This is a genomic window from Streptomyces sp. MS191, assembly GCF_008042125.1.
Taxonomy (GTDB): domain Bacteria; phylum Actinomycetota; class Actinomycetes; order Streptomycetales; family Streptomycetaceae; genus Streptomyces.
Window position 1 is genome coordinate 20167 of sequence record NZ_RDBI01000031.1, and the last position, 23853, is coordinate 44019.

Annotated in this window: 19 protein-coding genes; 13 read left to right on the forward strand and 6 right to left on the reverse strand. The window is 69.9% G+C overall.

Annotated elements, in window-relative coordinates:
• Positions 1–288: 288 nt before the first annotated feature.
• Positions 289–897: a DUF4352 domain-containing protein gene (locus tag EAO71_RS03590; protein WP_147976301.1), complete on the reverse strand. Its 609-nt coding sequence runs from the start codon at positions 895–897 to the stop codon at positions 289–291.
• A gap of 736 nt (positions 898–1633) precedes the next feature.
• Between EAO71_RS03590 and EAO71_RS03595 the strand changes: the two genes are divergently transcribed.
• The 3 genes from EAO71_RS03595 to EAO71_RS03605 all read left to right on the forward strand — a co-directional run bounded on the left by EAO71_RS03595 (position 1634) and on the right by EAO71_RS03605 (position 7211).
• Positions 1634–2662, forward strand: coding sequence for an AraC family transcriptional regulator (locus EAO71_RS03595; RefSeq protein ID WP_147976302.1), 1029 nt, complete (start codon positions 1634–1636; stop codon positions 2660–2662).
• 487 nt (positions 2663–3149) lie between these two features.
• Positions 3150–5537: a phosphoketolase family protein gene (locus tag EAO71_RS03600; RefSeq protein WP_147976303.1), complete on the forward strand. Its 2388-nt coding sequence runs from the start codon at positions 3150–3152 to the stop codon at positions 5535–5537.
• 276 nt (positions 5538–5813) lie between these two features.
• Positions 5814–7211 (forward strand): aspartate ammonia-lyase, encoded by a 1398-nt coding sequence (locus EAO71_RS03605; protein WP_147976304.1) that lies wholly within the window; start codon positions 5814–5816, stop codon positions 7209–7211.
• A gap of 106 nt (positions 7212–7317) precedes the next feature.
• Here the strand turns inward: EAO71_RS03605 and EAO71_RS03610 are convergent, their stop codons facing one another.
• On the reverse strand, positions 7318–8751 hold the full coding sequence (locus tag EAO71_RS03610) for a pre-peptidase C-terminal domain-containing protein (RefSeq protein ID WP_261991975.1): 1434 nt from the start codon (positions 8749–8751) through the stop codon (positions 7318–7320).
• A 346-nt stretch (positions 8752–9097) separates the two neighbouring features.
• On the opposite strand from EAO71_RS03610, the gene EAO71_RS03615 reads away from it, so the two are divergent.
• The 6 genes from EAO71_RS03615 to EAO71_RS03640 all read left to right on the forward strand — a co-directional run bounded on the left by EAO71_RS03615 (position 9098) and on the right by EAO71_RS03640 (position 15616).
• Complete coding sequence (locus tag EAO71_RS03615; protein ID WP_187282546.1) at positions 9098–10045, forward strand: ABC transporter substrate-binding protein; 948 nt, start codon at positions 9098–9100, stop codon at positions 10043–10045.
• Positions 10046–10047: 2 nt separating this feature from the next.
• Entirely contained in the window at positions 10048–11010 is a 963-nt protein-coding gene (locus tag EAO71_RS03620; RefSeq protein WP_147976305.1) for an amino acid ABC transporter permease, read from the forward strand.
• Between the two features lie 8 nt (positions 11011–11018).
• Positions 11019–11771, forward strand: coding sequence for an amino acid ABC transporter ATP-binding protein (locus EAO71_RS03625; RefSeq protein WP_147976333.1), 753 nt, complete (start codon positions 11019–11021; stop codon positions 11769–11771).
• The gene (locus EAO71_RS03630; RefSeq protein ID WP_147976306.1) at positions 11768–12982 is read left to right on the forward strand and encodes a M20 family metallopeptidase; all 1215 of its coding nucleotides are present in this window, start codon (positions 11768–11770) and stop codon (positions 12980–12982) included. Before EAO71_RS03625 ends, EAO71_RS03630 begins: the two co-directional genes overlap by 4 nt.
• A 154-nt stretch (positions 12983–13136) precedes the next feature.
• Positions 13137–14429 (forward strand): cyanophycinase, encoded by a 1293-nt coding sequence (locus tag EAO71_RS03635; protein ID WP_147976307.1) that lies wholly within the window; start codon positions 13137–13139, stop codon positions 14427–14429.
• A 230-nt stretch (positions 14430–14659) separates the two neighbouring features.
• Positions 14660–15616, forward strand: a complete 957-nt coding sequence (locus EAO71_RS03640; protein ID WP_147976308.1) for an ABC transporter substrate-binding protein — start codon at positions 14660–14662, stop codon at positions 15614–15616.
• 64 nt (positions 15617–15680) lie between these two features.
• Here EAO71_RS03640 and EAO71_RS03645 read toward each other — a convergent pair whose 3' ends face one another.
• Entirely contained in the window at positions 15681–16616 is a 936-nt protein-coding gene (locus EAO71_RS03645) for a MurR/RpiR family transcriptional regulator (protein WP_261991976.1), read from the reverse strand.
• Positions 16617–16967: 351 nt separating this feature from the next.
• Here EAO71_RS03645 and EAO71_RS03650 point away from each other — a divergent pair, with 351 nt between their 5' ends.
• Positions 16968–17885, forward strand: a complete 918-nt coding sequence (locus EAO71_RS03650; RefSeq protein ID WP_147976335.1) for an NADP-dependent oxidoreductase — start codon at positions 16968–16970, stop codon at positions 17883–17885.
• A 33-nt stretch (positions 17886–17918) separates the two neighbouring features.
• Here EAO71_RS03650 and EAO71_RS03655 read toward each other — a convergent pair whose 3' ends face one another.
• The 3 genes from EAO71_RS03655 to EAO71_RS03665 form a co-directional block, all read right to left on the reverse strand.
• A complete protein-coding gene (locus EAO71_RS03655; RefSeq protein WP_261991977.1) occupies positions 17919–18737 on the reverse strand; it encodes a maleylpyruvate isomerase N-terminal domain-containing protein in 819 nt (272 codons plus the stop codon).
• Positions 18738–18889: 152 nt separating this feature from the next.
• Positions 18890–19531 carry a hypothetical protein gene (locus tag EAO71_RS03660; RefSeq protein WP_147976309.1) on the reverse strand — a complete coding sequence of 214 codons (642 nt, stop codon included), beginning with the start codon at positions 19529–19531 and terminating at the stop codon, positions 18890–18892.
• Positions 19528–20268 carry a tyrosine-protein phosphatase gene (locus tag EAO71_RS03665; RefSeq protein ID WP_147976310.1) on the reverse strand — a complete coding sequence of 247 codons (741 nt, stop codon included), beginning with the start codon at positions 20266–20268 and terminating at the stop codon, positions 19528–19530. The genes EAO71_RS03660 and EAO71_RS03665 overlap by 4 nt, the downstream gene beginning before the upstream one ends.
• Before the next feature lie 140 nt (positions 20269–20408).
• Between EAO71_RS03665 and EAO71_RS03670 the strand changes: the two genes are divergently transcribed.
• The 3 genes from EAO71_RS03670 to EAO71_RS03680 all read left to right on the forward strand — a co-directional run bounded on the left by EAO71_RS03670 (position 20409) and on the right by EAO71_RS03680 (position 23832).
• Entirely contained in the window at positions 20409–22469 is a 2061-nt protein-coding gene (locus EAO71_RS03670; protein WP_187282547.1) for a galactose-binding domain-containing protein, read from the forward strand.
• A gap of 194 nt (positions 22470–22663) precedes the next feature.
• The gene (locus EAO71_RS03675) at positions 22664–23296 is read left to right on the forward strand and encodes a TetR/AcrR family transcriptional regulator (protein ID WP_147976311.1); all 633 of its coding nucleotides are present in this window, start codon (positions 22664–22666) and stop codon (positions 23294–23296) included.
• A gap of 125 nt (positions 23297–23421) precedes the next feature.
• Positions 23422–23832, forward strand: coding sequence for a cupin domain-containing protein (locus EAO71_RS03680; RefSeq protein WP_147976312.1), 411 nt, complete (start codon positions 23422–23424; stop codon positions 23830–23832).
• Positions 23833–23853: the final 21 nt, after the last annotated feature.

The window sequence follows — 23853 nt, forward strand, 5'->3', positions numbered from 1 at the left end:
TGCGGTCTTGCCGAGGTCGGCGACAAGACGCCGGACAGCCTGCCGCTGCGCAGGGTGAGCTGAGTTGCAAGGTGCGCGTCCTCGCCGCGTTGTGCGGCCGAACGCGACGAGAACGTGGTCCGCGGGAACGTGGTGGGAACCGACGTCGCTGAAGAATCGGTCGGCCCGAGGCCGCCGCCCGTGCGGACGGCGGCGGCGGCTTTCATCCCTGACAGCAATGCCGCTTGGTTGGCGGCCTCACCATGCCGGTCGGCCGCTGTCCTGAGGCAGAGCTGGACCGGCAGTCGGTCAGGAGACGTTGCCGCGTACGGAGTCGCCGATGAGTCCATCGGTGTAGGTCACGTACTTCGGGGTGAACGTGCCCTTGCCGGTCACGGTGCCGGAGACGTTCTCACCGGGACTGAGCTTGACCGTGGCGATCTGCTTCTCGTCGACGCCGAGCTCGGCGGTGTGCTTGGTGCCGGCCGTGTCGGTGATCGTCAGGTACAGCGGGTTCACGTCGATGGCCTTGTCACCGTCGTTCTTGATCGTGACAAGGACACTGGTGTAGTCGGTGCTGTCGGCGAGGATGCTTTTCGCGAACCGGGTCTTCTTCGCGGTGACGGTGACGGGTCCCGTCTCCTTCGTGTCCTTCGCCGCGTCCCTCTTCGGCGCGGGCTTCCGCGCGGCGGGCGCACTGCTCTTCGCGGCAGGCGTGCCCGGGTTCTCGCTGTCACCGCTGTCACCGCTGTCACCGCCGTTGCCGAGGGCGCCGATGACGATGAACAGGGCGACGATGCCGAGGCAGCCGAAGCCGGCGATCTTGCCCTTGGAACGCTTCTTGAGCGGAGGGGATTGCGGCCCGGTCTGCTGGGTGGGTTCATCACCGGGCTGCTGGTGCGGGTACTGCTGGCTCATGGTCTCCCCGAGGCATGAAAGATGACATTTGGGTACTCCTGTGCAGACGACGCGCACCGAGGTCGGCGGATTCGCCTGAGCGCGCGGCGCTACGCCTGCCCTCCGCCGCCTCACCTGGAGGCCGCTGAGGCTCTCTCTTCGACGGTCTCGCCCCGCAGCATCCGCAGCACCCACAGCGGTGAGCCGAGGCCGCGGCGTGTTGCGGACGTTGTCGCACATGCCCAGCGCCGTGGCGTCACGGGTACCTCTCTTGCTGTGGGTGCCGGATGGCAACGGAACGTGAAGGGACAGGTGCCGCAGCGTGTCAGAGGGGTGATGGCCCGGCAATCCTGGCTCCGGAAGCCTCGTGATCATTCGGAGACGTCTCGCGTAGGGGAGGGGGCAGCCGCTGGACCAGCGTCTTCCTTGATCCAACTCCAGTCGGGGAAAGCGGGATTACGGGTCGCCCGGAGCCGATGCGGGGCCGGACGCCCGTAGTGATTCACTCGGTTCCTCGGTGGAGCGGCGTTCGTCCCCCGACCACGTGAGCCGCGGCATCCCGAGCGTGTCCCGATCCGGCAAGAACGTGTCCCGCGACGTCAAGAGCATTTGGGGCATCCCGTGCATGGAGTCGACGGGAAGCGATGCAGTCCGCCCGCCCGGGACCCGATGGTGCGCACACATGGTTTCCCGGCCTGCGCGGTGCGTGATGCCGAGAAGGGTGGCCGAGGGAATGCTTTGATGAGGTGAGGGCACCATGGAACCTTTCATGCGCAGTGCGGCACTGACCGGATATGAGGACCTCTGCAGCTCTCTGGGCGTCTCCGCCGAGTCACTCATGGCACGCGTAGGCCTCGAGCCCGGCACCCTGGCGAACCAGGATCGATGGATTCCCGCGAGCGCCGTCGCCCGCCTGCTGGAGATCTCCGCCGAGGCAACCGACCGATCTGCCTTTGCGCTGGAGATGTCCGGTCTGCGCCGCCTTTCGACGCTCGGCCCCATCAGCCTGGTCATCCGGGAGCAGCCGGATCTTCGTAGCGCCATCAAGGTCTTGCTCCGTCATCAGAGCCTCTACAACGAGGCCCTGAACTGCTCGCTGAGCGAGGAGGGCGGCCTGGCCACGATCGTTGTGAACCTGCGTCTGCCGGAAACAGTTCCGGCACGGCAGGCCGTCGAACTGGCTGTGGGCGCCTACCACCGCATTCTCCGTGACTCCCTGGGCAGTGGCTGGCGGCCTCTCACCGTGTGCTTCGCCCATCCGGTGCCAGGCGGTCGGGAAGACCACAGGAGCGTGCTCGGCCCGCAGGTCGAATTCGACCGGCCGTTCAACGGCATCGTCCTGTACGCCGACGACCTGGACACACTGAATCCCGAAGCAGACCCGCAACTCCTCGCCTACGCCCGCCAGTACCTCGACCTGGTCATGGATCAACCGGCGCAGACGACACCGGAGGATCGGGTGCGCGCACTGATCGAGGCATCCTTGCCCACCGGTCGGTGCTCCATCGAGCACGTCGCGCGCAGCCTCCACGTCGACCGCCGTACGTTGCACCGCCGGCTGGCGGCCTCAGGTCTGTCGTTCTCCGCCTTGCTCGACGCGACGCGCGTCAGGCTGGCGACACGCCTGGTGGCTCACCGGGCTCGCTCCCTCTCGGAGGTGGCGGGCCTGCTGGGCTTCTCGTCGCCGAGCGCATTCTCGAGGTGGTTCCGCGAACACTTCGGATGCAGTGCGAGCGAGTGGCGGAAACGCGCGCAGGACGCGCGCGACGAGCAGCAACAACCCTAGAAGTCCTCCCGCGGCGCCGCCCTCCACAGCGGTGGAGGCGGTCGAGTCACCGGCGCGCGTGCTGGTCGTATCGCCCGCTTCTCGAGCTCCACGGCATCGATCCACGTCCTCTGCCCGGGCTGCCTCCGCCCGTGCGGTGTAGCGCCGGACCGGGTGGTACTCGGCCCCACCTGTTCGGGGGGCGCGCAGGTGGGGCCGAGAGACGAGCCCGCCCTTGCCGTTCGAGCTGCCGGAGTCATTCACCCAGGGGCCGTGGCGCCTGCCAAGGCGCCACACGGCGAACCGCCGACGAAGCCACCCGCCCGTCCAGCGGGAGCCGCCCCCCGCCGGCGGACCCACGGTCATTCCGCACGACGCTCGTCACCCCCGCGCAGGACGGGGCCGGCGGAGGGATTGCCTGATCGGGCCTGTCGTACGGGCCGTCCGGTGGGGCAGGGTGATGAGGTACGGCCCGTACCGCGAACGTCGATCCGGAAGGACCCCCGGGATGTCCGCCGACCCGCAGCACGTGTCCCCCGCGCTCACCGACGACGAGCTGAGGCGGCTGGACGCCCACTGGCGCGCCGCCAACTATCTGGCCGTCGGACAGATCTATCTCACCGCCAACCCGCTGCTGACCGAGCCGCTCAGGCCGGAACACATCAAGCCGCGGCTCCTGGGCCACTGGGGAACCTCACCCGGCCTGAACCTGGTCCACACCCACCTGAACCGCGTCGTCAAGGCCCGCGACCTGGACGCGCTGTGTGTCTGGGGGCCGGGCCACGGCGGTCCGGCCGTGCTGGCCAACGCATGGCTCGAGGGGTCCTACAGCGAGATCTACCCGGACGTCAGCCGCGACGCGGACGGCATGGCGCGGCTGTTCCGGCAGTTCTCGTTCCCCGGCGGGGTGCCCAGCCACGTCGCCCCCGAGACGCCCGGCTCGATCCACGAGGGCGGCGAACTGGGATACGCGCTCTCCCACGCGTACGGCGCCGCCTTCGACAACCCCGGGCTGGTGGTCGCCTGCGTGATCGGGGACGGTGAGGCGGAGACCGGTCCGCTGGCCGCGTCCTGGCACTCCAACAAGTTCCTCGACCCCGTCCATGACGGCGCCGTGCTGCCGGTGCTCCACCTCAACGGCTACAAGATCGCCAACCCGACGGTCCTCGCCCGGCTCCCCGAGGGGGAACTCGACGCACTCCTCAAGGGCTACGGGCATGACCCCGTCCACGTCACCGGCGACGATCCCGCCGCCGTGCACCGGGCCATGGCCGAGGCCATGGACACCGCCCTCGACCGCGTCGCCGCCCTCCAGCGTGCCGCGCGCGAGGGCGGCGCCACCGCCCGCCCCCGCTGGCCGGTGATCGTCCTGCGCACGCCGAAGGGCTGGACCGGACCGGCCGAGGTCGACGGCCTGCCCGTGGAGGGCACCTGGCGCGCCCATCAGGTTCCGCTGGCCGGCGTCCGCGACAACCCGGACCACCTGCGGCAGCTGGAGGGATGGCTGCGCTCCTACCGCCCCGGGGAGCTCTTCGACGAGCACGGTCACCCCCGCCCCGACGTTCTCGCCTGTGTCCCGGACGGCAGCCGTCGGCTCGGTTCCAACCCGCGCGCCAACGGCGGGCTGCTGCTGCGCGAACTGCCGCTGCCTCCGCTGGAGAAGTACGCCGTGCCCGTCGACGAGCCCGGGGCGACGCGCCACGAACCCACCGGCGTCCTGGGCGAGTTCCTGGAAGAGGTCATGCGAGCCACCGCGGACCGACGCGACTTCCGTCTCGTCGGCCCCGACGAGACGGCCTCCAACCGCCTGCAAGCGGTGTACGGCGCCAGCGGCAAGGCATGGCAGGCCGATCTCCTGGGCGTCGACGAACACCTCGACCGCCACGGCCGCGTGATGGAGATCCTTTCCGAACACACCTGCCAGGGCTGGCTGGAGGGGTACCTCCTCACCGGCCGCCACGGCCTCTTCTCCTGCTACGAGGCGTTCGCCCACATCGTCGACTCCATGGTCAACCAGCACATCAAGTGGCTCCGCACCACCCGCGCCCTGCACTGGCGCGTGCCCATCGCCTCCCTCAACTACCTGCTGACCTCACACGTGTGGCGCCAGGACCACAACGGCTTCTCGCACCAGGACCCCGGCTTCGTCGACCACGTCCTGAACAAGAGCCCGGAGGCCGTCCGGGTCTACCTGCCGCCGGACGCCAACACCCTGCTGTCGGTGGCCGACCACGCCCTGCGCAGCCGCGACTACGTGAACGTGATCGTGGCGGGCAAGCAACCCTGCTTCGACTGGCTGACGATGGAGCAGGCTCGGGCCCACTGCGCCCGCGGAGCCGGGATGTGGGAATGGGCGGGCACCGAAGCGGCGACCGGCCGGGAACCGGACGTCGTGCTCGCGTGCGCCGGTGACGTGCCCACCCAGGAGATCCTCGCGGCCGCGCAACTCCTGCGCCGACACGTGCCCGACCTCAGTGTCCGGGTCGTCAACGTCGTGGACATCGCACGCCTCATGCCGAGCGAGGCGCACCCGCACGGCATGGGCGACTTCGAGTTCGACGGCCTGTTCACCGCCGACAAGCCCGTCGTCTTCGCCTACCACGGATACCCGTGGCTGATCCACCGTCTGGCCTACCGACGCAACGGACACCCGAACCTCCACGTCCGCGGCTACCAGGAGATCGGCACCACGACCACGCCGTTCGACATGGTCGTCCGCAACGACCTCGACAGGTACCGCCTGGTCATGGACGTCATCGACCGCGTCCCCGGGCTCGGGGGCCGCGCCGCTGCTCTGCGCCAGGACATGGAGGACGTCCGACTGCGCCACCACGACTGGATCCGGGTCCACGGCACCGACCTGCCGGAGGTCACCGACTGGGCATGGGCCGGCTGAGCGTCCGAGACGCGCAACTGCCGTGCAGGCGGGGCAGCGTGGAGGCACCGGCCGGCCTGTGCTCCAGCAGTCCGGCATCGGGCGGTGCGTGATCTCACGGGCTCGGGACGTCGAACCGGGCGATCACATGACGGGCGAGTGGCAGGGGGTGCGCTGATCGTCTCCGGCCGAAAGTAACACGCGTTTCAGATGAAGCCTTGCCGTGTCGATATGTAGTGTCTGATACTTGGCGGGTGCCGCGAGGATCAGGCACTGCTCTCGACGAAAGGGGCGAGCATGAGTTCGCAGCGCACGGAACGCGACTTGATGGGCGAGAGGTTCGTCCCGGACGATGTCTATTACGGGATCCACACCCTGCGGGCGCTGGAGAACTTCTCCCTGAGCGGCATCCCGCTGTCCGCCCACCCGGAGCTGGTGACGGCGCTGGCGACGGTCAAGGAAGCGGCAGCCCTCGCGCATCGGGACCTCGGAACCATCCCCGAGGACCGAGCGGGCGCCATCATCGCGGCGTGCCGGGAGATTCGCGGCGGCGCGCTGCACGGCCAGTTCGTCGTCGACGTCCTTCAGGGGGGCGCCGGTACCTCGTCGAACATGAACGCCAACGAGGTGATCGCCAACCGTGCTCTCGAGCACCTCGGACGCCCTCGTGGCGCGTACGCGTATCTGCATCCCCATGACGACGTCAACCGCGCGCAGAGCACGAACGACGCCTATCCCACAGCGGTCCGACTCGCGTTGCGCGACGCCGCGGGCCATCTGCTCGACGGCATGAGCATTCTTGCTCGTGCCCTGACGGAGCGGGGCGGGGCGTTCGCCAAGACGGTCAAACTGGGCCGGACGCAGCTGCAGGACGCGGTGCCCATGACGCTGGGGCAGGAGTTCGATGTCTTCGCGCTCACCGTGCGGGACGATGCCCTACTCGTCAGGCAGGCGGTGGACGCCCTCGGTGAGATCAATCTCGGGGGGACGGCGATCGGCACCGGACTGAACTGCGACCCGGGCTTCGCGGAAGCCGCCCTGACGCATCTGGCCGCCCTCACCGGTGTGCCGCTGCGACAGGCCCGCAATCCCATCGAGAGCACCCAGGGAGTCGGCGGATTCATCCAGCTCTCCGGCGCACTGCGCCAGTTCGCCCTCCGCCTGTCGAAGATCTGCAACGACCTGCGGTTGCTGGGCTCAGGGCCCCGAGCGGGGCTCGGGGAGATAAGGCTGCCGACGCTGCAGGCGGGGTCGAGCATCATGCCGGGCAAGGTCAACCCGGTCGTCCCCGAAGCCGTCAACCAGGTCTGCTTCGACGTCGTCGGCGCCGACGCCGCCGTCGCCATGGCCGGGCAGGCCGGTCAGCTCCAGTTGAACGCCTTCGAGCCGCTGATCGCGCATCTCCTGCTCAACTCCCTCAATCGGCTGGACGCCGCGTGCCGGACGCTCGCCGAACGGTGCGTCGTGGGTATCGAGGCCCATGAGGGACGATTGCGCGCACAGGTGGAGGGTTCGGCCGTGCTGGCGACCGCGCTGAACCCGTCGCTCGGATACCAGCAGGCGACGGAGCTGGCGGGTCGGTCGCTCGCGACGGGTCGAACCGTCCGGGAGCTGGCTGCCGAGAGCGGTCTGCTGACGGATGAGGAGCTCGACGAGTTGCTCGATCCGGACCGGCTGGCCCACCCGCATCGCTGACGGAGGACCCGGGACCTCGGAGCCGAGGAGGCCCCGAGGTCCACAGGGTCGGCCCGCCGGTTCCAGCGGCTGCCGGGCCGGCGTCGGGTCGTGAGCGGGCGGGCGATCAGCTCCTGGTCACGGAGCAGCTGTAGGTGGAGCTGCCGGAGCCGCTGTAGGCCTCCGTTTCCACGTAGTAGGTGCCGGTTCCGGAAGCGGTCCGGGTGAAGGCGAGGGACTCGTCGGCGCCCGCGCCGTTGTTCACCGAGCGCTCCAGGGTGCTGCCCGCGGAGTCGAGCCAGTAGAGGTCGGCGTCGTACCCGGCGGGGATGGCGCACTGGACGGACGCGGTCTGTCCTGAGGCGAGCGTGACCTTGAAGTAGTCACGATCGGTGGTCGACTTCATGGAGCCCGTGAGGGTGGCGGGGGAGGCCAGGGTGGTGGCGTCGTCGGCGGTGTCGCGCGTGTCGTTGGGCTCGGTCTCGGCGAGGGTGGTGGCCCCCGCGCCACCGCAGTTCGTCACGGGCGTGCCGCTGTAGAGGTTGGCGTCGGCGACTCCGTTGGTGACGCTGCGCAGGTAGTAGCCGCAGGTGGGGCGGTTCTTGAAGTCGAACGTCGTGCCGGGGGCCAGGCGCCAGATCTTGAAGCCGGAGTAGGTGAGCGGCTTGCGGTCGACTGCCTGTTCGGGCTGGTGGTCGCCGAGGATCACGTAGGCGTCCTTGCCGTACTCGGTGGCCACGCCGTTGCGGTCGATGAAGAGGGAGCCGCCCCCCTCCTCCACGCCGACGGCCCACGCGGCGCCGCCGGTGGTGAGGCCGTCCTTGAGGGCGCGGGCGACGAAGGCCATGCTCCGGCCCATGCGGTCCCGGGTCACGAAGTGGGAGTCGTTGATGACGCCGCCGTAGTTGGCCCACTGGAACATGCCGGTGGTGAAACTGACGTAGCGGTCGTAGGGGTTGGCGAGCGCCTCGCTGCTGGTCACGCTGCCGTTGCAGGCGTCATAGACGAGGGGGCTGTTGATGTGGTGGCCGGCGCTGCCGCCACCCGATCCGCCGCCCTTGGCCACGACGGACTCGACGGAGGCTTCCAGCGCGGTGCCCTTCCAGGCCGCGTAACGACACTGGTCGCCGCCTGCGAAGTACACGAACTCCGCGTTGCGTACGTCGGTGTTGACCTGGCTGTTGTTGCCGTCGCTGGCGCTGGTGAGCGTCCAGGTGGTGCAGGAGTTGACGCCGGTCAGGCCCATGACGGTGTCGCACTCGGGTGTGGGGCTTCCGGACGTGGGGGCCGAGCCGGCGAGGACGACGACGTCGATGGTGCCGGTGCCGCCGCGGATCTCGTCGATGGCCCTGTTCATCGAGGCCGGTACGACGGCGCCGGCGCCGTTCATGGTGAAGGCCGGTCCGTTCCACGAGCTTCGGCTGACGTCTGTGGTCGCGCCGAGGCGGATCCGGTTGGCCGCGGCGTTCGCGGGCTGCTCGGCGGTGAAGGTCAGGGTCAGGGCGAGCAGTGACAGGGCGGCCGCCGCTGGTGCGGTTCTGCGGGCGATGCGTGAGGCCATGGAGGCTCCCGGTGGGTTCGTGGTGGAGGTGTCGGCTACGGCGTGATCGCGAGGGTCGGAGCGGCATGAGGTCAACCCGACGCGAGTTCCGGAGTTGGTAGCGGAACATACAAGCCAACGCGGTTGCGCGGAAGATGTATTGCTCATTTCGGCGCTTCGTGTGTGGGGCGTCTTGAAAAATGCAGGTCAGCGAGGTGTGCATCGTGAGTGGTGTGGCCAGGGAGGGGCGTTACATGAAAGTAACGTGAGGTACATCTAGTCAATCGATCCAATGATCTGTAACTTGCGTTGTGTAAGTCCGGCGGCTCGAAACCGTCGGCCGAGACCCCCGAGAGGTTCGACCCCGATGAACGCTCGTGTTACCCGCGTTGCGGCCGCCGCCGCCGCGACGACCATGGCTCTTGCCGCCCTCTCCGCATGCGGGGACACCGACACCGCCGCCCCCGCGGCGGCCGGCAAGGTCTCCATCGCCGGCATGGAGATCAAGAAGGACCAGGCCCTGCACGACCTGCTGCCGGACGAGATCAAGAAGTCGGGCGAGGTGCGCGTCGCGACGGACGTCCCCTACCCGCCCTTCGAGATGTTCGTGAAGGAGGGCGAGAGCGCGCTGACCGGCCTCGACTACGACCTGGGCCAGGCCGTCGGCGGCAAGCTCGGCGTGACCTTCGCCTTCACCCCCCAGAAGTTCGACGGCATCGTCCCCGCCCTTCAGGCAGGCAAGTTCGATGTCGCCATGTCGGCCATCACCGACAACAAGGAGCGCCAGCAGGTCGTCGACTTCGTCGACTACTCCCAGTCCGGCTCCGGCGTCCTCGTCGCCGACGGCAACCCGGCCGGGATCAGCACACTGGACGACCTGTGCGGTCAGAAGGTCGCCGTCCAGGCCGCCACCAACCAGCTCGACCTCCTCAAGAAGCACCAGGCGAACTGCGCGAAGGCCGCCAAGGGCAAGATCGAGATCCAGACGTTCCCCAAGGATTCCGACGCCCAGCTCGCCCTTCGGTCCGGCAAGGTGGTCGCCCAGGTCCTCACCAAGCCGGCCGCCGGCTGGGTGGCCAAGACCGCCGACCAGGGCAAGGCCTTCGACCTCGTCGAGGACCCCGCGGCGCCCGGCGGCTACAACGCCTCGCCGAACGGCATCGCCGTCAGCAAGCAGCTGCCCGGACTCGCCGACGCCATCCAGAAGGCCCTGCAGTCCCTCATCGACGACGGCACGGTGAACGCCATCTACAGCAAGTACGGCGTCGCCTCGATCGCCGTCCAGGAAGCCACCAAGAACGCGGCGGTCGACTAGAGATGATCGACACAAGCAGGCCGCCTGCCGCCACCCTCCCCGACGGGCACGACGCTCAGGACCTGGAAGTCGTCCCGGTCCGCAACTACGGTCGCTGGATCGCCGCCACCGCCGCACTGCTGGCCCTCGTCGGCCTGGTCGGCTCCCTGGCGAAGAACCACAACCTGCACTGGGACGTCGTCGGCCACTACCTCTTCGCCGACCTGATCTTCGACGGTCTGGCCACCACCCTGTGGCTCACCGCCGCGGCCATGGCCCTCGGTCTGGGCCTCGGCACCCTGGTCGCCGTCATGCGCCTGTCCAGCAGCCCGGTGCTGTACGGCCTCGCCACCGCGTTCGTCTGGGTCTTCCGCGGCACGCCCCTCCTCGTCCAGATCATCTTCTGGGGCTACGCCGCGGCGCTCTACAAGTACGTGAAGGTCGGCATCCCCTTCACCGACGTCACGTTCTTCCAGGCCGAGACGAACGCGCTGCTGACCCCGGCGATCGCAGCCCTCCTCGCGCTCGGCCTCAACGAAGCCGCCTACGCCTCGGAGATCGTCCGCGCCGGCATCCAGTCCGTCGACACCGGACAGGCGGAAGCGGCTCATTCCCTCGGCATGCGCCCCGCCCTCACCATGCGGCGGATCGTGCTGCCCCAGGCCATGCGCGTCATCATCCCGCCGATGGGCAACGAGACCATCAACATGCTCAAGATGACCGCCCTCGTCTCGGTCATCTCCGCCCACGACCTGATGTCGAACATCCAGGACGTGTACGCCCAGAACTACCAGGTCATCCCCATGCTGGTCGTCGCCAGCCTGTGGTACCTCGCGCTGGTCACCCTCCTGAGCATCCCCCAGGCGTGGCTGGAACGCCGCTACGGACGCGGTACCACGCACGCCGGCCACACGTCGGCACTGCAACGCATGCTCGGCGGAGCCACCGGGCTGATCGCAAGGAAGAACAAGGAGGCGGGCCGATGAGCGCCCCCATGGTGCGTGCCGAGGGCGTACGCAAGCACTTCGGGAAGCTCGAGGTGCTCCAGGGAATCGACCTCACGGTGGGACGCGGACAGGTGTGCTGCCTCCTGGGTCCCTCGGGATCGGGCAAGTCGACCTTCCTGCGCTGCATCAACCACCTGGAGAAGGTCGACGGCGGCAGGCTGACGGTCGACGGTGAACTCGTCGGCTACCGCCAGCACGGCAGCAGGCTTCACGAACTGCGCGAGCGGGAGGTCGCCGAACGCCGCCGCGACATCGGCATGGTCTTCCAGCGGTTCAACCTCTTCCCGCACATGACCGCGCTGGAGAACGTCACCGAAGCCCCCGTCAAGGTCGGCGGGGTCTCCAAGGCGGAGGCACGCGAGGACGCACACCGCCTGCTCGACCAGGTCGGCCTCGGTGACCGGGCCGGCCACTACCCCGCTCAGCTCTCCGGAGGACAGCAGCAGCGCGTCGCCATCGCCCGCGCCCTGGCCATGAAGCCCAAGCTGATGCTCTTCGACGAGCCCACCTCCGCCCTCGACCCCGAACTCGTCGGCGACGTCCTCGACGTCATGCGCCGGCTCGCCTCGGACGGCATGACCATGGTGGTCGTCACCCACGAGATCGGCTTCGCCCGAGAGGTCGGCGACACGGCGGTCTTCATGGACCAAGGAGTCGTCGTGGAGGCGGGCGACCCCCGACAGGTGCTCGTGGAGCCCGAGCAGGAGCGCACCCGCGCGTTTCTGTCCAAGGTCCTGTGAGCGCCCCTGTCTGCCGGCCCGCGCTCGCCACGGAGTTGCTGGCTCTGGCCCACGCCCGTCACAGCAGTTATCTGACGGACCTCGAAGAACTCGTCTCGATCGACTCCGGCTCCTACAGCGCCGAAGGCGTCAACAAGGTCGCCGACTGGGTCCAGTGGCGACTCGCCCGCATCGGCTTCAGCGTCGAGCGCGTACCTGCCCCGGCCGACGGCCTCCACCCGGCAGGAGACGTCGTCATCGGGCGCAAGCGCGGCCGGCTCCGCCGGAACGAAGGCGGCCGCAAGATCCTTCTTGCCGGCCACATGGACACCGTCTTCGAGGACGGGACCGCGGCCGCCCGCCCCTTCGAGATGCGCGGACACCTCGCCTTCGGTCCCGGTGTCAGCGACGACAAGGGAGGGCTCCTGGCGGGACTCACCGCCCTGGAGATCCTCGACGCCCACGGCAGCGACGACTACGACGAACTGGTCTTCCTCGCCGCGCCCGACGAGGAGATCGGCTCACCCGCCGGCCGAGCCGTCATCGAGGAGACCGCCCGCGGCATGCACTACGGCCTCGGCCTCGAATGCGCCCGGGAGAACGGCGACCTGGTCGTGGCCCGCAAGGGTGTCGCCGACTTCCGCCTCACCATCGCGGGCAGAGCCGCCCACGCGGGCATCGAGCCGGAACGCGGAGCCAACGCCGCACTCGCCGCGGCCCACCTCATCGTCGACCTGCAGGCACTCAACGCGGCCTGGGACGACGTCACCGTCAACGTCGGTGTCGTACGCGCCGGAACCCGCCCCAACATCGTCTGCCCCGAGGCCGAACTCCACATCGAGGTCCGCGCCGCCACGACGGCCGACATCCAGCGCGTCACGCAGGCGATTCGTGAAGCGGCGACCCGGACCGTGGTCCCGGGCACCCACGTCACCGTCGAGCAGCTCGACCTCTGCCCGCCCATGGAGGACACCCCGGCCTCACGGCGGGTCTTCGACCTGGCCCGGCAAGCAGCCTCCGCCTACGGCATCACCCTGGGAGCCGCGGCGACCGGGGGAGTCGGAGACGCCAACCTCATCGCCGGCACGGGTGTGCCGACCCTCGACGGCCTCGGACCGGTCGGAGGCGGGGACCACACCCCCGACGAGTGGCTCGACACCTCCAGCGTTCCCGGACGCGTCGCCCTGCTCGCCACGCTCGTCGCGACGCTCGGCAGCGCCGGCTCCTGCTGAGCGGCCGGGCGCCCCCTTGAACCAGCCCATCCGGCCGGACCCGATCCGATCGCCCCGGCGTGCCGCCCGGAGACCCGGACCGAGCCTCTCCACAGCGCCCACCGGCAACGGATCCGTCACCGGCCTTGCGCACCACCCATCCACCGGAGGAATCATGCGCGCAACAACCCGCCCCGCCCGCCGCGTCGTCCTCGCCGGCAGCGCCGCACTGGCACTCGCACTCCTGACGGCGAACCCCGCAGCCCATGCCGCACCGAGCCACGCGTACCGGCACCCCGGATCGCTCGTCCTGGTCGGGGGCGGCCTCAAGGACGACAACGCCCAGGTCTACGGCGAGATCATCAAGCGCGCCGGCGGCTCCGCGGCCCGCATCGGCGTCATCACCGCCGCCTCCGTCCCCGAAAGCCAGGACCCGGACGCCGACGACCCCGACCTGTGCAGCAACTCCGCCTGCAACGGGAGGTACTACAGCGCGCTCTTCGAGCGGTACGGCGCCGCCGACGCCCAGTGGATCCCCATCGACCTCGACCACACGGCCAACGCCGACGACGACCGCATCGTCGATCAGATCAACAGCATGACCGGCTTCTTCTTCGGCGGGGGAGACCAGTACCGGTACATCACCACCCTGCTCCACGGCGACCGGCACAAGGACTCCAAGGCCCTGGCCGCCATCCGCGCCAAGCTCGCCCACGGAGCCGTCGTCGCCGGCTCGTCCGCGGGAGCGCAGATCGCCTCCGGCCGCGACATGGTCAGCGGAGGCGACTCCTACGAAGCCCTCCGCGACGGCAGCGGACCCGGATACTTCGACGACCCCACGCGCCTCGGGTACATCCCGAAGGGCGGATTCGGCTTCCTCCGCTCCGGACTCATCGACACCCACACCGGCGCGTACGGCCGGGAAGGACGCGCCCTTCGGCTGGCCGCCGACACGGGCCACGACCGGGTCTACGCACTCGAGGAGAACACCGCCCTCGTCGTCGACAACCCCGGAACCCACGACGAACGCATCACCGTCCTCGGCACCAACGGCGTGGCCGTCCTCGACCTGCGCCACGCCCACGCGCACACCGGGGAGGACGGCTGGTCCCTCCGCGGGGCCCGCTACACCTACCTCACCGACGGGGACCACTACACCGCCCGCGCCTGGCGACCGGAGCCGGCACCCGACAAGGAGCCGCTCACGCCGCACGACAGCACGCCGGTGCCCGCCAACGGGGACGTCTTCTACTCCGTCGCCAACCCCGACGGGAAGCCCTACGCGCTCCGCACGACCGCCCGCGCGCTCGCCGCCCGCAGCCGGACGTCGGCGACGGCCACCACGTACGAGAACGGGCCCCGCTTCACCGTCACCCTCACCAAGCCCCGGGGCTTCACCGCCTGGTCCGGCGCTGCTGACGAGCCCCTGACCCTCGTCGGCCTCCGGATCGACATCGCACCCGAGTGACCGGCCCGCGACACCGCTGAACGAGACGCCGGCCCGCGAAGCCCGCGGGCCGGCACCCCGGCCGGCAGCCGGTACGACGGGTGACACGCCGGCACGCATCCAAGCGACGACACCTCGACGGGGCCAGGAGACGGCGCGTCGCATCAGCCTCGTACGGCGCGCCCCCCGCGACGCCCCGTCCCACGCGTCCCGCACGCTCCACCACACAGCAGTCACGTCTGGAGTCCGTCATGCCCGCACAGCGCAGAACCGCAGTCCTCGCCCTCACGCTGTCCACGTTCCTCCTCAGCGCTTGCGGTACGGACAGTGCCACCGAGCCGTCCGGCAAGGCCGCCGCCCCCGCGGGGCCCGTCACCGTCCTGCCCGGCCTCACCGTCGAGCCCGACGCCGCGCTGCACGCCCGACTGCCCGAACCGATCCGTTCCACCGGCACGGTCAGGGTCGCGACCGACGTCCCCTACCCGCCGTTCGAGATGTACGAGAGCGAGGGCAGTAGGAAGATCACCGGCCTGGACGTCGATCTGGGACAGGCCATCGGAGCGCGCCTGGGCGTCCGCTTCGACTTCCGGTCCCAGAAGTTCGACGGCCTCCTGCCGGCGATCGAGGCGGGCAAGTTCGACGCCGTCATGTCGGCGATGACCGACAAGAAGTCCCGGCAGCGCTCCGTCGACTTCGTCGACTACCTCAACGCCGGCCCCGGCTGGCTCGTGAAGAAGGGCAACCCCGAGAAGATCACCGTGGTCACCGACGTGTGCGGAAAGCCGGTCGGCGTCCAGACGGGAACCAACCACCAGAAGCTGCTGCAGCAGCGGCAGGAACTGTGCAAGGCGAAGGGCCTTCCGCCCATCGAGATCATGGCCTTCGCCAAGGACTCCGAAGCGCAGCTCGCCCTGCGGAGCGGAAAGGTCGTCGCCGACTACCTCGACGAGGTCACGGCCGGCTACGTGGCCGCCACGGCCGACAAGGGAGCCACCTTCTCCACCGTCACCGGGCGGGCCGCCGTGGGCGAGTACAGCGCTTCCCCCATGGGCATCGGAGTGTCCAAGGACAGCCCCGGACTCAAGGAAGCCATCCGGGACGCCCTTCAGTCACTCATGGACGACGGCACCTACCTGAAGATCCTGGAGAAGTACGAGGTGCCCGGAATCTCCATCCCGAAGGCCACCGTCAACGGCGCACTCGACTGACGTCGCGGTCGGTGGCGGTGGCCCGACCCACCCGCCACCTCCGAGAGCGGTCCCAGCACCACCGTCACAGCAAGCCGAGGCGCCTCGCGGCCGCCTCGGCTTCCTGCATCCGAAGGTGCGCATCCGGGCCGAGCCGGTCCAGGACGCCTGCGATGAGGGATTCGACAAGCGCGAGCGTCGGGGTCAGGCTGTCGTACGGGGAGTCGGAGGCCACCTGGCTGGTGAGCACCACGTCGGCGTAGGCCGTGGCCGGCGACAGCCAGGGGTCCGTGAAGACGATGACCTTCCCACCGCGCTCCCGTGCGAGCTCGGCGATGATGGTCTTGTCCTCTTCGTAGCGCCGGTAGTCGAAGACGACCGTCACGTCGCGCCGGGCCAACTGCGCGAGCGTCGCGGCCCTCTCGACGTCCTTGTCGGGAAGGAGCGCGACCTGATGGCGCAACTGCGTCAGGTGCAGGCCGAGGTACTCGCCCAGAAGGCGGGTGAACCGCCCGCCGACCAGGTAGATACGGCGCCGGTTGTCCGAGAGGAGCTCCACGGCCTTGTCGAAGTCGTGTGAGGAGACCTCCTTGAAGGTCTTCGACACCGCATGCTGCAGGGTCTCCAGGTTCCCGACACCCGGTAGCACGGCGTCGTCGGAGCCGGCAGGCGGGGGAGCGGACTGCTGCTGCGCGGACTGCGAGCTCTCGTAGAGCGTGAGGGGCGACGCCGTGCGTGCGTCGAGCTCGGCTCGCAGGGCCGCTTGAAGGTCGGGGAAGCTCTTGTAACCGAGCCTGGCAGCGCATCGCAGCACGGTGGGTGCCGACACAGAGGCCCGCTCGGCGATGATCGCGACAGTCTCGAAGACCGCGGCCGGGTACCCCGCGAGAAGCACGCGGGCCACCTTGCGCTCAGCCGGGCTCAGGTCCCCGAGCCTCTCCCGGATCTCGTCGGCGACAGTGCCGCTCATCGTGCGCCCTTTCCTGTCATCGCTGCGGTGCGTCCTGGTGCCTGTCTGCACCGGGGTTCGCGGGTCCTTCTCGAAGCTGCTCGAAGCCGATCGTGAAAATATCCGACAGCCGCAGCCGTTGTAGGCCCCAATGTATCGTCTGTTACACCCTGCATGGCTACCCCTCCCACGTGGTTCGGGCGGGCGGCCGATGCTCAGGGCCGTCCGGTCCACTTCAGCGGCGGGGTCCCCTGACCGAGCCCGACGCAGCGAACGCCTCGACGAGCCGTGGGCACGCGCGGCGGAGGTGTTGTCGGCGAAGCCGCGTGAGCGAGTCCCTCGGCCTGTCCGGGTCGCTCCGTGCTCAGATGGAGCGGCGCAACGAGCGGCACAGGAAAGGTTGCAGGGATGTCCGAAGACACCATGAGGGCGATGGCGTACGAAACCTACGGCGGCACGGAGGTGCTCCGCGAGACCCGCTTGCCGCTGCCGAAGGTCGCTCCCGGGGAGGTGCTCGTCAAGGTCCGGTGTGCCGCGGTCAACCCGGTCGACTGGAAGATCATGGCGGGCGGGCTCGACAGCCTGATGGACGTCGTCTTCCCCGTGGTCCCCGGTTGGGACGTCAGCGGCACGATCGAGCGAGTCGGCATCGACGTGCCCGAGTTCACCGTCGGCGACGAGGTGATGGCCTACGCCCGCAAGGACTACGTGCACGGCGGCACCTTCGCGGAATACGTCAGCGTGCCCGTACGCGCCCTCGCCGCCAAGCCCGCCTCGCTGACCTGGGCTCAGGCCGCCGGACTGCCGCTGGCCGGCCTGACCGCCCACCGGCTCCTGACACGTCTGGGAACGGTCGCCGACGACACCGTCCTCGTACACGGCGCGGCCGGCGGTGTCGGGTCCTTCGGCGTCCAGCTCGCCCGGGCGCTCGGCGCGCGGGTCATCGGCACCGCTTCCCCACGCAACCACGACCGTCTGCGCGGGCTCGGCTGCGAGCCCGTAGCGTACGGAGACGGGCTGACCGAACGCGTCCGTGCCCTCGCTCCGGACGGTGWCACCGTCGTCGCCGACTTCGTGGGCGGGGTCCTCGAGACCACCCTGGCCGTGTTGGCCGAGGGCGGGCGCCACGCTTCCATCGCCGACCACGCCGTGCTCGGTGCGGGCGGTCAGTGGATCTGGGTCCGGCCGGTCGGCGAGGACCTCGCGGCCCTGGGCCGGCTCGCGGACTCGGGCAGGCTCACGGTCGATGTCGCCGCTTCGTTCCCGCTCTCCGAACTCGGAGCGGCCTTCGCCCTCAGCCAGGAAGGCCACACCGCGGGGAAGATCGTCATCGACCTCTGAATCCGGCCGACGGCCCGGGCGTAGGCGCGGACGTCAGCCCAGGGCGAGCCAGCGGATGCCGAGTCGTTCGACCTGTGCGGCCTCCGCTTCGTTCAGTGGCTCCCGGCCGGTGGCCTTGCGGAGGAAGCGGGGCCGGCTCCACTCCAGCTCGCCGGCCGCCGTGGTGTGCTCCGCGCCCAGCAGCAGGTCCGTCACGGTGTCACCGGCCGCGGGGGTGAGCCAGGCTTCGCGTCCGAGTGCGTCGGCCAGGTCGAGGCCGTGGACGGCGACCTCCACGACACGGGTGAGGAGGAACTCCGACAGGAGCATGGCGTCGCCATGGCGTGTCCGCACGGTCCGGCCGCTTGGCTGGACCCGGCACAGCCGYTCGACCCGCCGCCACGTCGCGGCGAAGTCCTCGGCGACGGCGGCGCAGTCGGCCGGCACGGCCGCACGGTCCTGGGCCAGGGCGATCCGCTTGCCGTTGGTCCGGGGTGAGAAGCGGTCGTCCGGACGGTAGTACTCCACCGCGGAGATCTCCGCCTCGCCGGGTGCGGGCGCGCCCAGCATGGCCGGCAGCCAGTCGATCACCACGCACACGTGGCCGAGCAGGTCGCGCACGGTCCAGGGAGTGCAGCGTGTCGGGAGGTTCCACCCGGCCTCGGAGAGTCCGGCCGCGGCGGCGGTGAGTGCCGCGCATTCCAGCCGGAAGGCTTCGAGTACCTGGTCGTGGTCCGTTCCGCGCCGCACCCCGTCCGTCGACCGGGAACCGAACCGTTGACGGTCGCCCCCGCCATCCGGCCCGCTGAACTGCCTCTCGTGCAGATCGAGATCGTCGGCGGTGACAGGGTGACGGGTGATCTCATCCGACACGGAACAGCTCCAGAACCTCTTGGCCGAACGGGTCGGATCCCCGTGGCGGCCTGACGGACGACGACTTCTCGCTTCGTATCACTCAGATCATCAACACGCCTGCCGAAGCGGTCCCGGTTGCAGACTGCCGGAGAAGATCGCCCGGACAGGACCTAGGGTCGCCAGCTCTTGAGAGCCCTGGCCGCTGTGCCGTTGTTGCCCAGTTGGTAGATGCTGACGCCGCTCGCCGAGAAGGTGAGCGGGTCGARCGGCTGGGCTTCGAGCGTGCCGAGGTCGTCGAGGGTGGCCAGGCCGACCGTGACGTGGGCGAGGTAGTTCTCGCCGCTGTGCTCGGGGACGTAGTTCTCGATGTAGGTGAGGGTGGGCGCGTTGATGCTCGGTTCGGCGTCGGTGCGGACGTAGGCGTCCTCGGTGCCACCGCTCCCGCAGTAGGGGAGCAGGGCGTCGATGAGGCGCGCCTGGAAGTCGAGGACCTCGGGGCCGGGCTTGATGAGGATCGCTACAAGCCCGACCGGTGGCTCCACCGCGATGTGGGCGAGGCGCTGTGCGGTCAGCTTCAGGGTCGACAGGTCGACTGAGGCGAGCACGTCGTCGATCGCCGCGTACACCTGGTCGAGGTCGGCGGTCCGGACGTAGCGCTGCAGTGTGGTGATGTGAGGCTGGTGGTGCTCGTCGAGGGCGAATCCTGTGGGTGGGGGGACGCTGGTGAGCATGCGGGTGTTGACCCGTTTGGCCAGCGCGATCATGCTCTCGTCCGGTGTGAGCAGGACGTCGACTGCCGTGAGGTCGTTCATGCGGTCTCCACGAGGGACGAGCGCAGCCGGTCGATGGTCGCCGTGTCCAGTCGGAGGCCGTCGGAGAAGTACCCGTCGATGGTCCCGTATCTGTTGGTCATCTCGTCCCGGGCGGCGTCGAGGTACTCCGTGCGGACACCGAGCACCGGCTGCAGGAGCTCGGGGTCACCACCGATCGAGGCGAACTGGTCGATCGTCGGCTGCAGTGAGGGCAGCAGCTCCTCGTTGGTGAGCAGGTAGTCGGCGAGGACGTCGTCGTCATCGACGCCCAGCAGCATGAGGAGCGAAGCCGCCGCCCAGCCCGTCCGGTCCTTTCCCGTGGTGCAGTGGAACAGCGCCGGCCGGTGTTCCTGCTGCGCGATGGCGGTGAAGAACCGCCGGAACCCCGCCATCGCACTGGGCAGGTACAAGAACTCGCGGTAGCTGTCCTCGAAGATCTTGACCGCTTTGCCCCCGCCGAGCATCTCCGCTGCGGCCTTCGGATCGCTCAGGATCTGCGGCAGCTGGGCCGGCCCGGCGCCGGAGTGATCGGAGAGGACGTCGACGATGACGTACTCGACACCGTCCGGGACCACGTTCGCCTGTGCCGCGCGCTCGCCCTCGGTCCGCAGGTCGTAGACCGAGCGGATGCCGAGGGCGGCGAAGGAGGTCGCGTCGTCGTCCTGGAGCCCGGAGAATTCCGCTGACCGGTACACCTGCCCGCGGACCACCCTCCCCCCGGACGTCCTCCCGACGATCCGTCAGATCATCCATCAGGTCATCCGTCCCGGACTCTTGACTCTGCTTCCGTCAGTCGGGATTCTCGACCAACCCTCGCGCGGAACATGACAACTCTCAGAGCCGCGCCGTCCGCCGACCGGAGACGTGAGTGATGTCCATGACGCGACCCACGCACAGCAGGCGCAAACCCCTGGCGGTGCTGTCACTGCTGCTGGCCATGATGGCCGTCCTGCTCGCTCCCACACCCGGCTCCGCCGCCGACGGCGCCTGGTGGAACCCCGTCGCCCGGCCCGCGCCCGACTCGGAGATCGACGTCGTGGGCGAGCCGTTCAAGGGCACCAACGCCCAGGGCGAGGTGCGCGGTTTCGTCGACGCGCACAACCACATCATGTCCAACGAGGCCTTCGGCGGCCGCCTCATCTGCGGCAAGGCATTCTCCGAGGGAGGCGTCGCCGACGCGCTCAAGGACTGTCCGGAGCACTACCCCGACGGCTCGCTGGCGGTCTTCGACTTCATCACCAAGGGCGGGGACGGCAAGCACGACCCGAACGGCTGGCCCACCTTCAAGGACTGGCCGGCCCACGACTCGCTGACCCACCAGCAGAACTACTACGCCTGGGTGGAGCGCGCCTGGCGCGGCGGCCAGCGGGTCCTCGTCAACGACCTCGTCACCAACGGCGTCATCTGCTCGGTCTACTTCTTCAAGGACCGCAGCTGCGACGAGATGACCTCGCTGCGCCTGCAGGCCCGCAAGATGTACGAGATGCAGGACTACATCGACAAGATGTACGGCGGCGCCGGTAAGGGCTGGTTCCGCATCGTCCTCGACTCGGCCCAGGCCCGCGACGTGATCAAGCAGGGCAAGCTGGCGGTCGTCCTCGGCGTCGAGACCTCCGAGCCGTTCGGCTGCAAGCAGATCCTGGACATCGCGCAGTGCGACCGCGCGGACATCGACCGCGGTCTGGACGAGCTGCATCGGCTCGGGGTCCGCAGCATGTTCCTCTGCCACAAGTTCGACAACGCCCTGTGCGGGGTGCGGTTCGACCAGGGCGCGCTCGGCACCGCGATCAACGTCGGACAGTTCCTGTCCACCGGCACCTTCTGGCAGACCGAGACGTGCAAGGGCCCGCAGCACGACAACCCGATCGGACTCGCCGCCGCCCCGAAGGCGGAGGCCGAGCTGCCGGCGGGTGTGGCGGTGCCGTCGTACGCGTCCGGCGCCCAGTGCAACACCCGGGGCCTGACGGACCTGGGCGAGTACGCCGTCCGCGGCATGATGAAACGCAAGATGATGCTCGAGATCGACCACATGAGCGTCAAGGGCGCGGGCCGGGCCCTGGACATCCTGGAGTCCGAGTCGTACCCCGGCGTCATCTCCTCGCACAGCTGGATGGACCTCAACTGGACCGAGCGGGTCTACGCGCTGGGCGGCTTCATCGCCCAGTACATGAGCGGCTCAGAGGCCTTCAGCGCGGAGGCGAAGCGGACCGACGCGCTGCGGGACAAGTACCACGTGGGCTACGGCTACGGCACCGACATGAACGGCGTCGGAGGCTGGCCGGGGCCGCGCGGGGCCGACACGCCCAACCCGGTGCGCTACCCGTTCCGCAGCACCGACGGCGGCTCCGTCATCGACCGCCAGACCACCGGGCAGCGGACGTGGGACCTGAACACGGACGGCGCCTCGCACTACGGACTGGTCCCCGACTGGATCGAGGACGTCCGACTGGTCGGCGGCCAGGGCGTGGTGGACGACATGTTCCGCGGCGCCGAGTCCTACCTCGACACCTGGGGCGCCTCGGAGGAGCACCGGGCCGGCGTGAACCTGGCCGCCCACGCACCGGCCTCGGCCTCCACCAGCGAGTGGTGGAACCCCTTCGTGTCGTACGTGCCCGGCCGGGCCGTGGACGGCGACCGGGGCACCCGTTGGGCGAGCGAGTGGAACGACGCGCAGTGGCTGCGCCTCGACCTCGGATCGCCGCAGCTGGTCAAGCGGGTGACGCTGGACTGGGAGTCCGCGTACGGCAGGTCGTACCGCATCGACCTCTCGGACGACGGCAGCACCTGGCGGACGGCCTGGTCCACGTCGACCGGCGACGGGGGCCTCGACACGGCCCAGTTCGCGGGGACCACGGCCAGGTACGTCCGGATCAGCGGGGTGCAGCGCGGGACCGGCTGGGGCTACTCGCTCCACGAGGTCGGCGTCTACAGCAGCTGACGGCGCCGCCCCACGGATCGTGCGTGGGGCGGGCACGCCCACCGGGGCGGACCGGGCGATCACGGCCGCGCCCGGTGGGCGGACCCCGCGAGGACGGCCCGGGAATCGCCGGGGCGTGCGCAGACAGCCCGTGACCGGGCGGACCGGGAGACCGGTCCGCCCGGTCACGGCCGTACCACCGAGAGGGACTTCGCATGACCCGCATGCCGCTCGTCGAACGGCGCCGGCAGCTCACCGAGGCGGCGATCCGGGCCATGGCCCGCGACGGCGTCCCGCGGACGACGACCCGGTCCATCGCCGCCGAGGCGGGCGTGTCCCTCAGCGTCTTCCACTACTGCTTCGACTCCAAGCAGGCGCTCCTGGAGTCGGTGATCACGGCGATCACCGACCACTACGTGGGGGTGGTCAAGCAGGCACTGCGGCCCCGCGACACCGTGCGGGAGACCATCCGGGCCGGCTTCGGCGCGTACTGGGACCACGTCCGCGCGCAGCCCGAGGAGCACATGCTCACCTACGAGCTCACCCAGTACGCGCTGCGCACCCCGGGCTTCGAGCCGCTGGCACGCCGCCAGCACGAGCGCTACGGCGAGATCTACCTCGAACTGATCGAGCAGCTCGGCGCCGCGATGTGCCTCGAACTCGCCGTCCCCGCCCCGGTGCTGGCCCGCTACCTGGCCGCCGCGACCGACGGCCTGACCCTGAACTTCCTGGTCCTGGGGGACGACGAGCCGGCCTTCGCGGCGATCCTCGACATGATCAGCGACCAGGTCGCCGCCCTCGCCGAGGACACGGGCCGGCGGGAGGCGGCACCGGTCGAGCGGCCCTGACCGGTGCGTACCGGACAAGTGCGGCCCCCCGCGTGCTACGTTCCTGCTCCACCCGTCGCCAGGCTCCGGCAGAGCCGCGGACGGCGTGGGGCACGAGCCGTACGGCGGAGGAACGGTGGCACCCGATGGTCTCGGCAGCGAACGACGGACCCGAGGGGCCCGGCCGCCCGAGTAGCGCACCCGTGGCGCACGTCCTCTGCGACACGGCGGCCCTGGCGACGATCGCCCCGGGACGTTCGGGTGCCGTGTGGCGCCTCGCCGAATCCGGCCGTCAGCTGGACGCCAACGTCGTGAGCGTCCCGCCCGGGGGGCGCGTGGAGACCCACGTCGAGCCGGAACTCGACGTCCTCCTCCTCGTGATGGCCGGCGACGGCACCCTCCTGCGCCCCGACGGGCCGCTCCCGCTCGGCGAGGGAAGCCTGGTCTGGCTGCCCCACGGAGCCATCCGCGGCCTGGCCGCCGGTGCGCGGGGGCTCGCCTACCTGACCGTGCACACCCGCCGACCCGGTATGCGGATCGGCGGCGTCCGGGGCTGATCCCCGCACCGCGCACGCGTC

What these genes read in the sequence shown, in the direction of transcription:
- EAO71_RS03640 (WP_147976308.1), top strand. Translation starts at nt 14,660, where the DNA reads ATGCCCGCACAGCGCAGAACCGCAGTCCTCGCCCTCACGCTGTCCACG.
- EAO71_RS03635 (WP_147976307.1), top strand. Translation starts at nt 13,137, where the DNA reads ATGCGCGCAACAACCCGCCCCGCCCGCCGCGTCGTCCTCGCCGGCAGC.
- EAO71_RS03675 (WP_147976311.1), top strand. Translation starts at nt 22,664, where the DNA reads ATGACCCGCATGCCGCTCGTCGAACGGCGCCGGCAGCTCACCGAGGCG.
- EAO71_RS03615 (WP_187282546.1), top strand. Translation starts at nt 9,098, where the DNA reads ATGAACGCTCGTGTTACCCGCGTTGCGGCCGCCGCCGCCGCGACGACC.
- EAO71_RS03605 (WP_147976304.1), top strand. Translation starts at nt 5,814, where the DNA reads ATGAGTTCGCAGCGCACGGAACGCGACTTGATGGGCGAGAGGTTCGTC.
- EAO71_RS03590 (WP_147976301.1), bottom strand. Translation starts at nt 897, where the DNA reads ATGAGCCAGCAGTACCCGCACCAGCAGCCCGGTGATGAACCCACCCAG.
- EAO71_RS03595 (WP_147976302.1), top strand. Translation starts at nt 1,634, where the DNA reads ATGGAACCTTTCATGCGCAGTGCGGCACTGACCGGATATGAGGACCTC.
- EAO71_RS03625 (WP_147976333.1), top strand. Translation starts at nt 11,019, where the DNA reads ATGGTGCGTGCCGAGGGCGTACGCAAGCACTTCGGGAAGCTCGAGGTG.
- EAO71_RS03600 (WP_147976303.1), top strand. Translation starts at nt 3,150, where the DNA reads ATGTCCGCCGACCCGCAGCACGTGTCCCCCGCGCTCACCGACGACGAG.
- EAO71_RS03670 (WP_187282547.1), top strand. Translation starts at nt 20,409, where the DNA reads ATGACGCGACCCACGCACAGCAGGCGCAAACCCCTGGCGGTGCTGTCA.
- EAO71_RS03620 (WP_147976305.1), top strand. Translation starts at nt 10,048, where the DNA reads ATGATCGACACAAGCAGGCCGCCTGCCGCCACCCTCCCCGACGGGCAC.
- EAO71_RS03680 (WP_147976312.1), top strand. Translation starts at nt 23,422, where the DNA reads ATGGTCTCGGCAGCGAACGACGGACCCGAGGGGCCCGGCCGCCCGAGT.
- EAO71_RS03610 (WP_261991975.1), bottom strand. Translation starts at nt 8,751, where the DNA reads ATGGCCTCACGCATCGCCCGCAGAACCGCACCAGCGGCGGCCGCCCTG.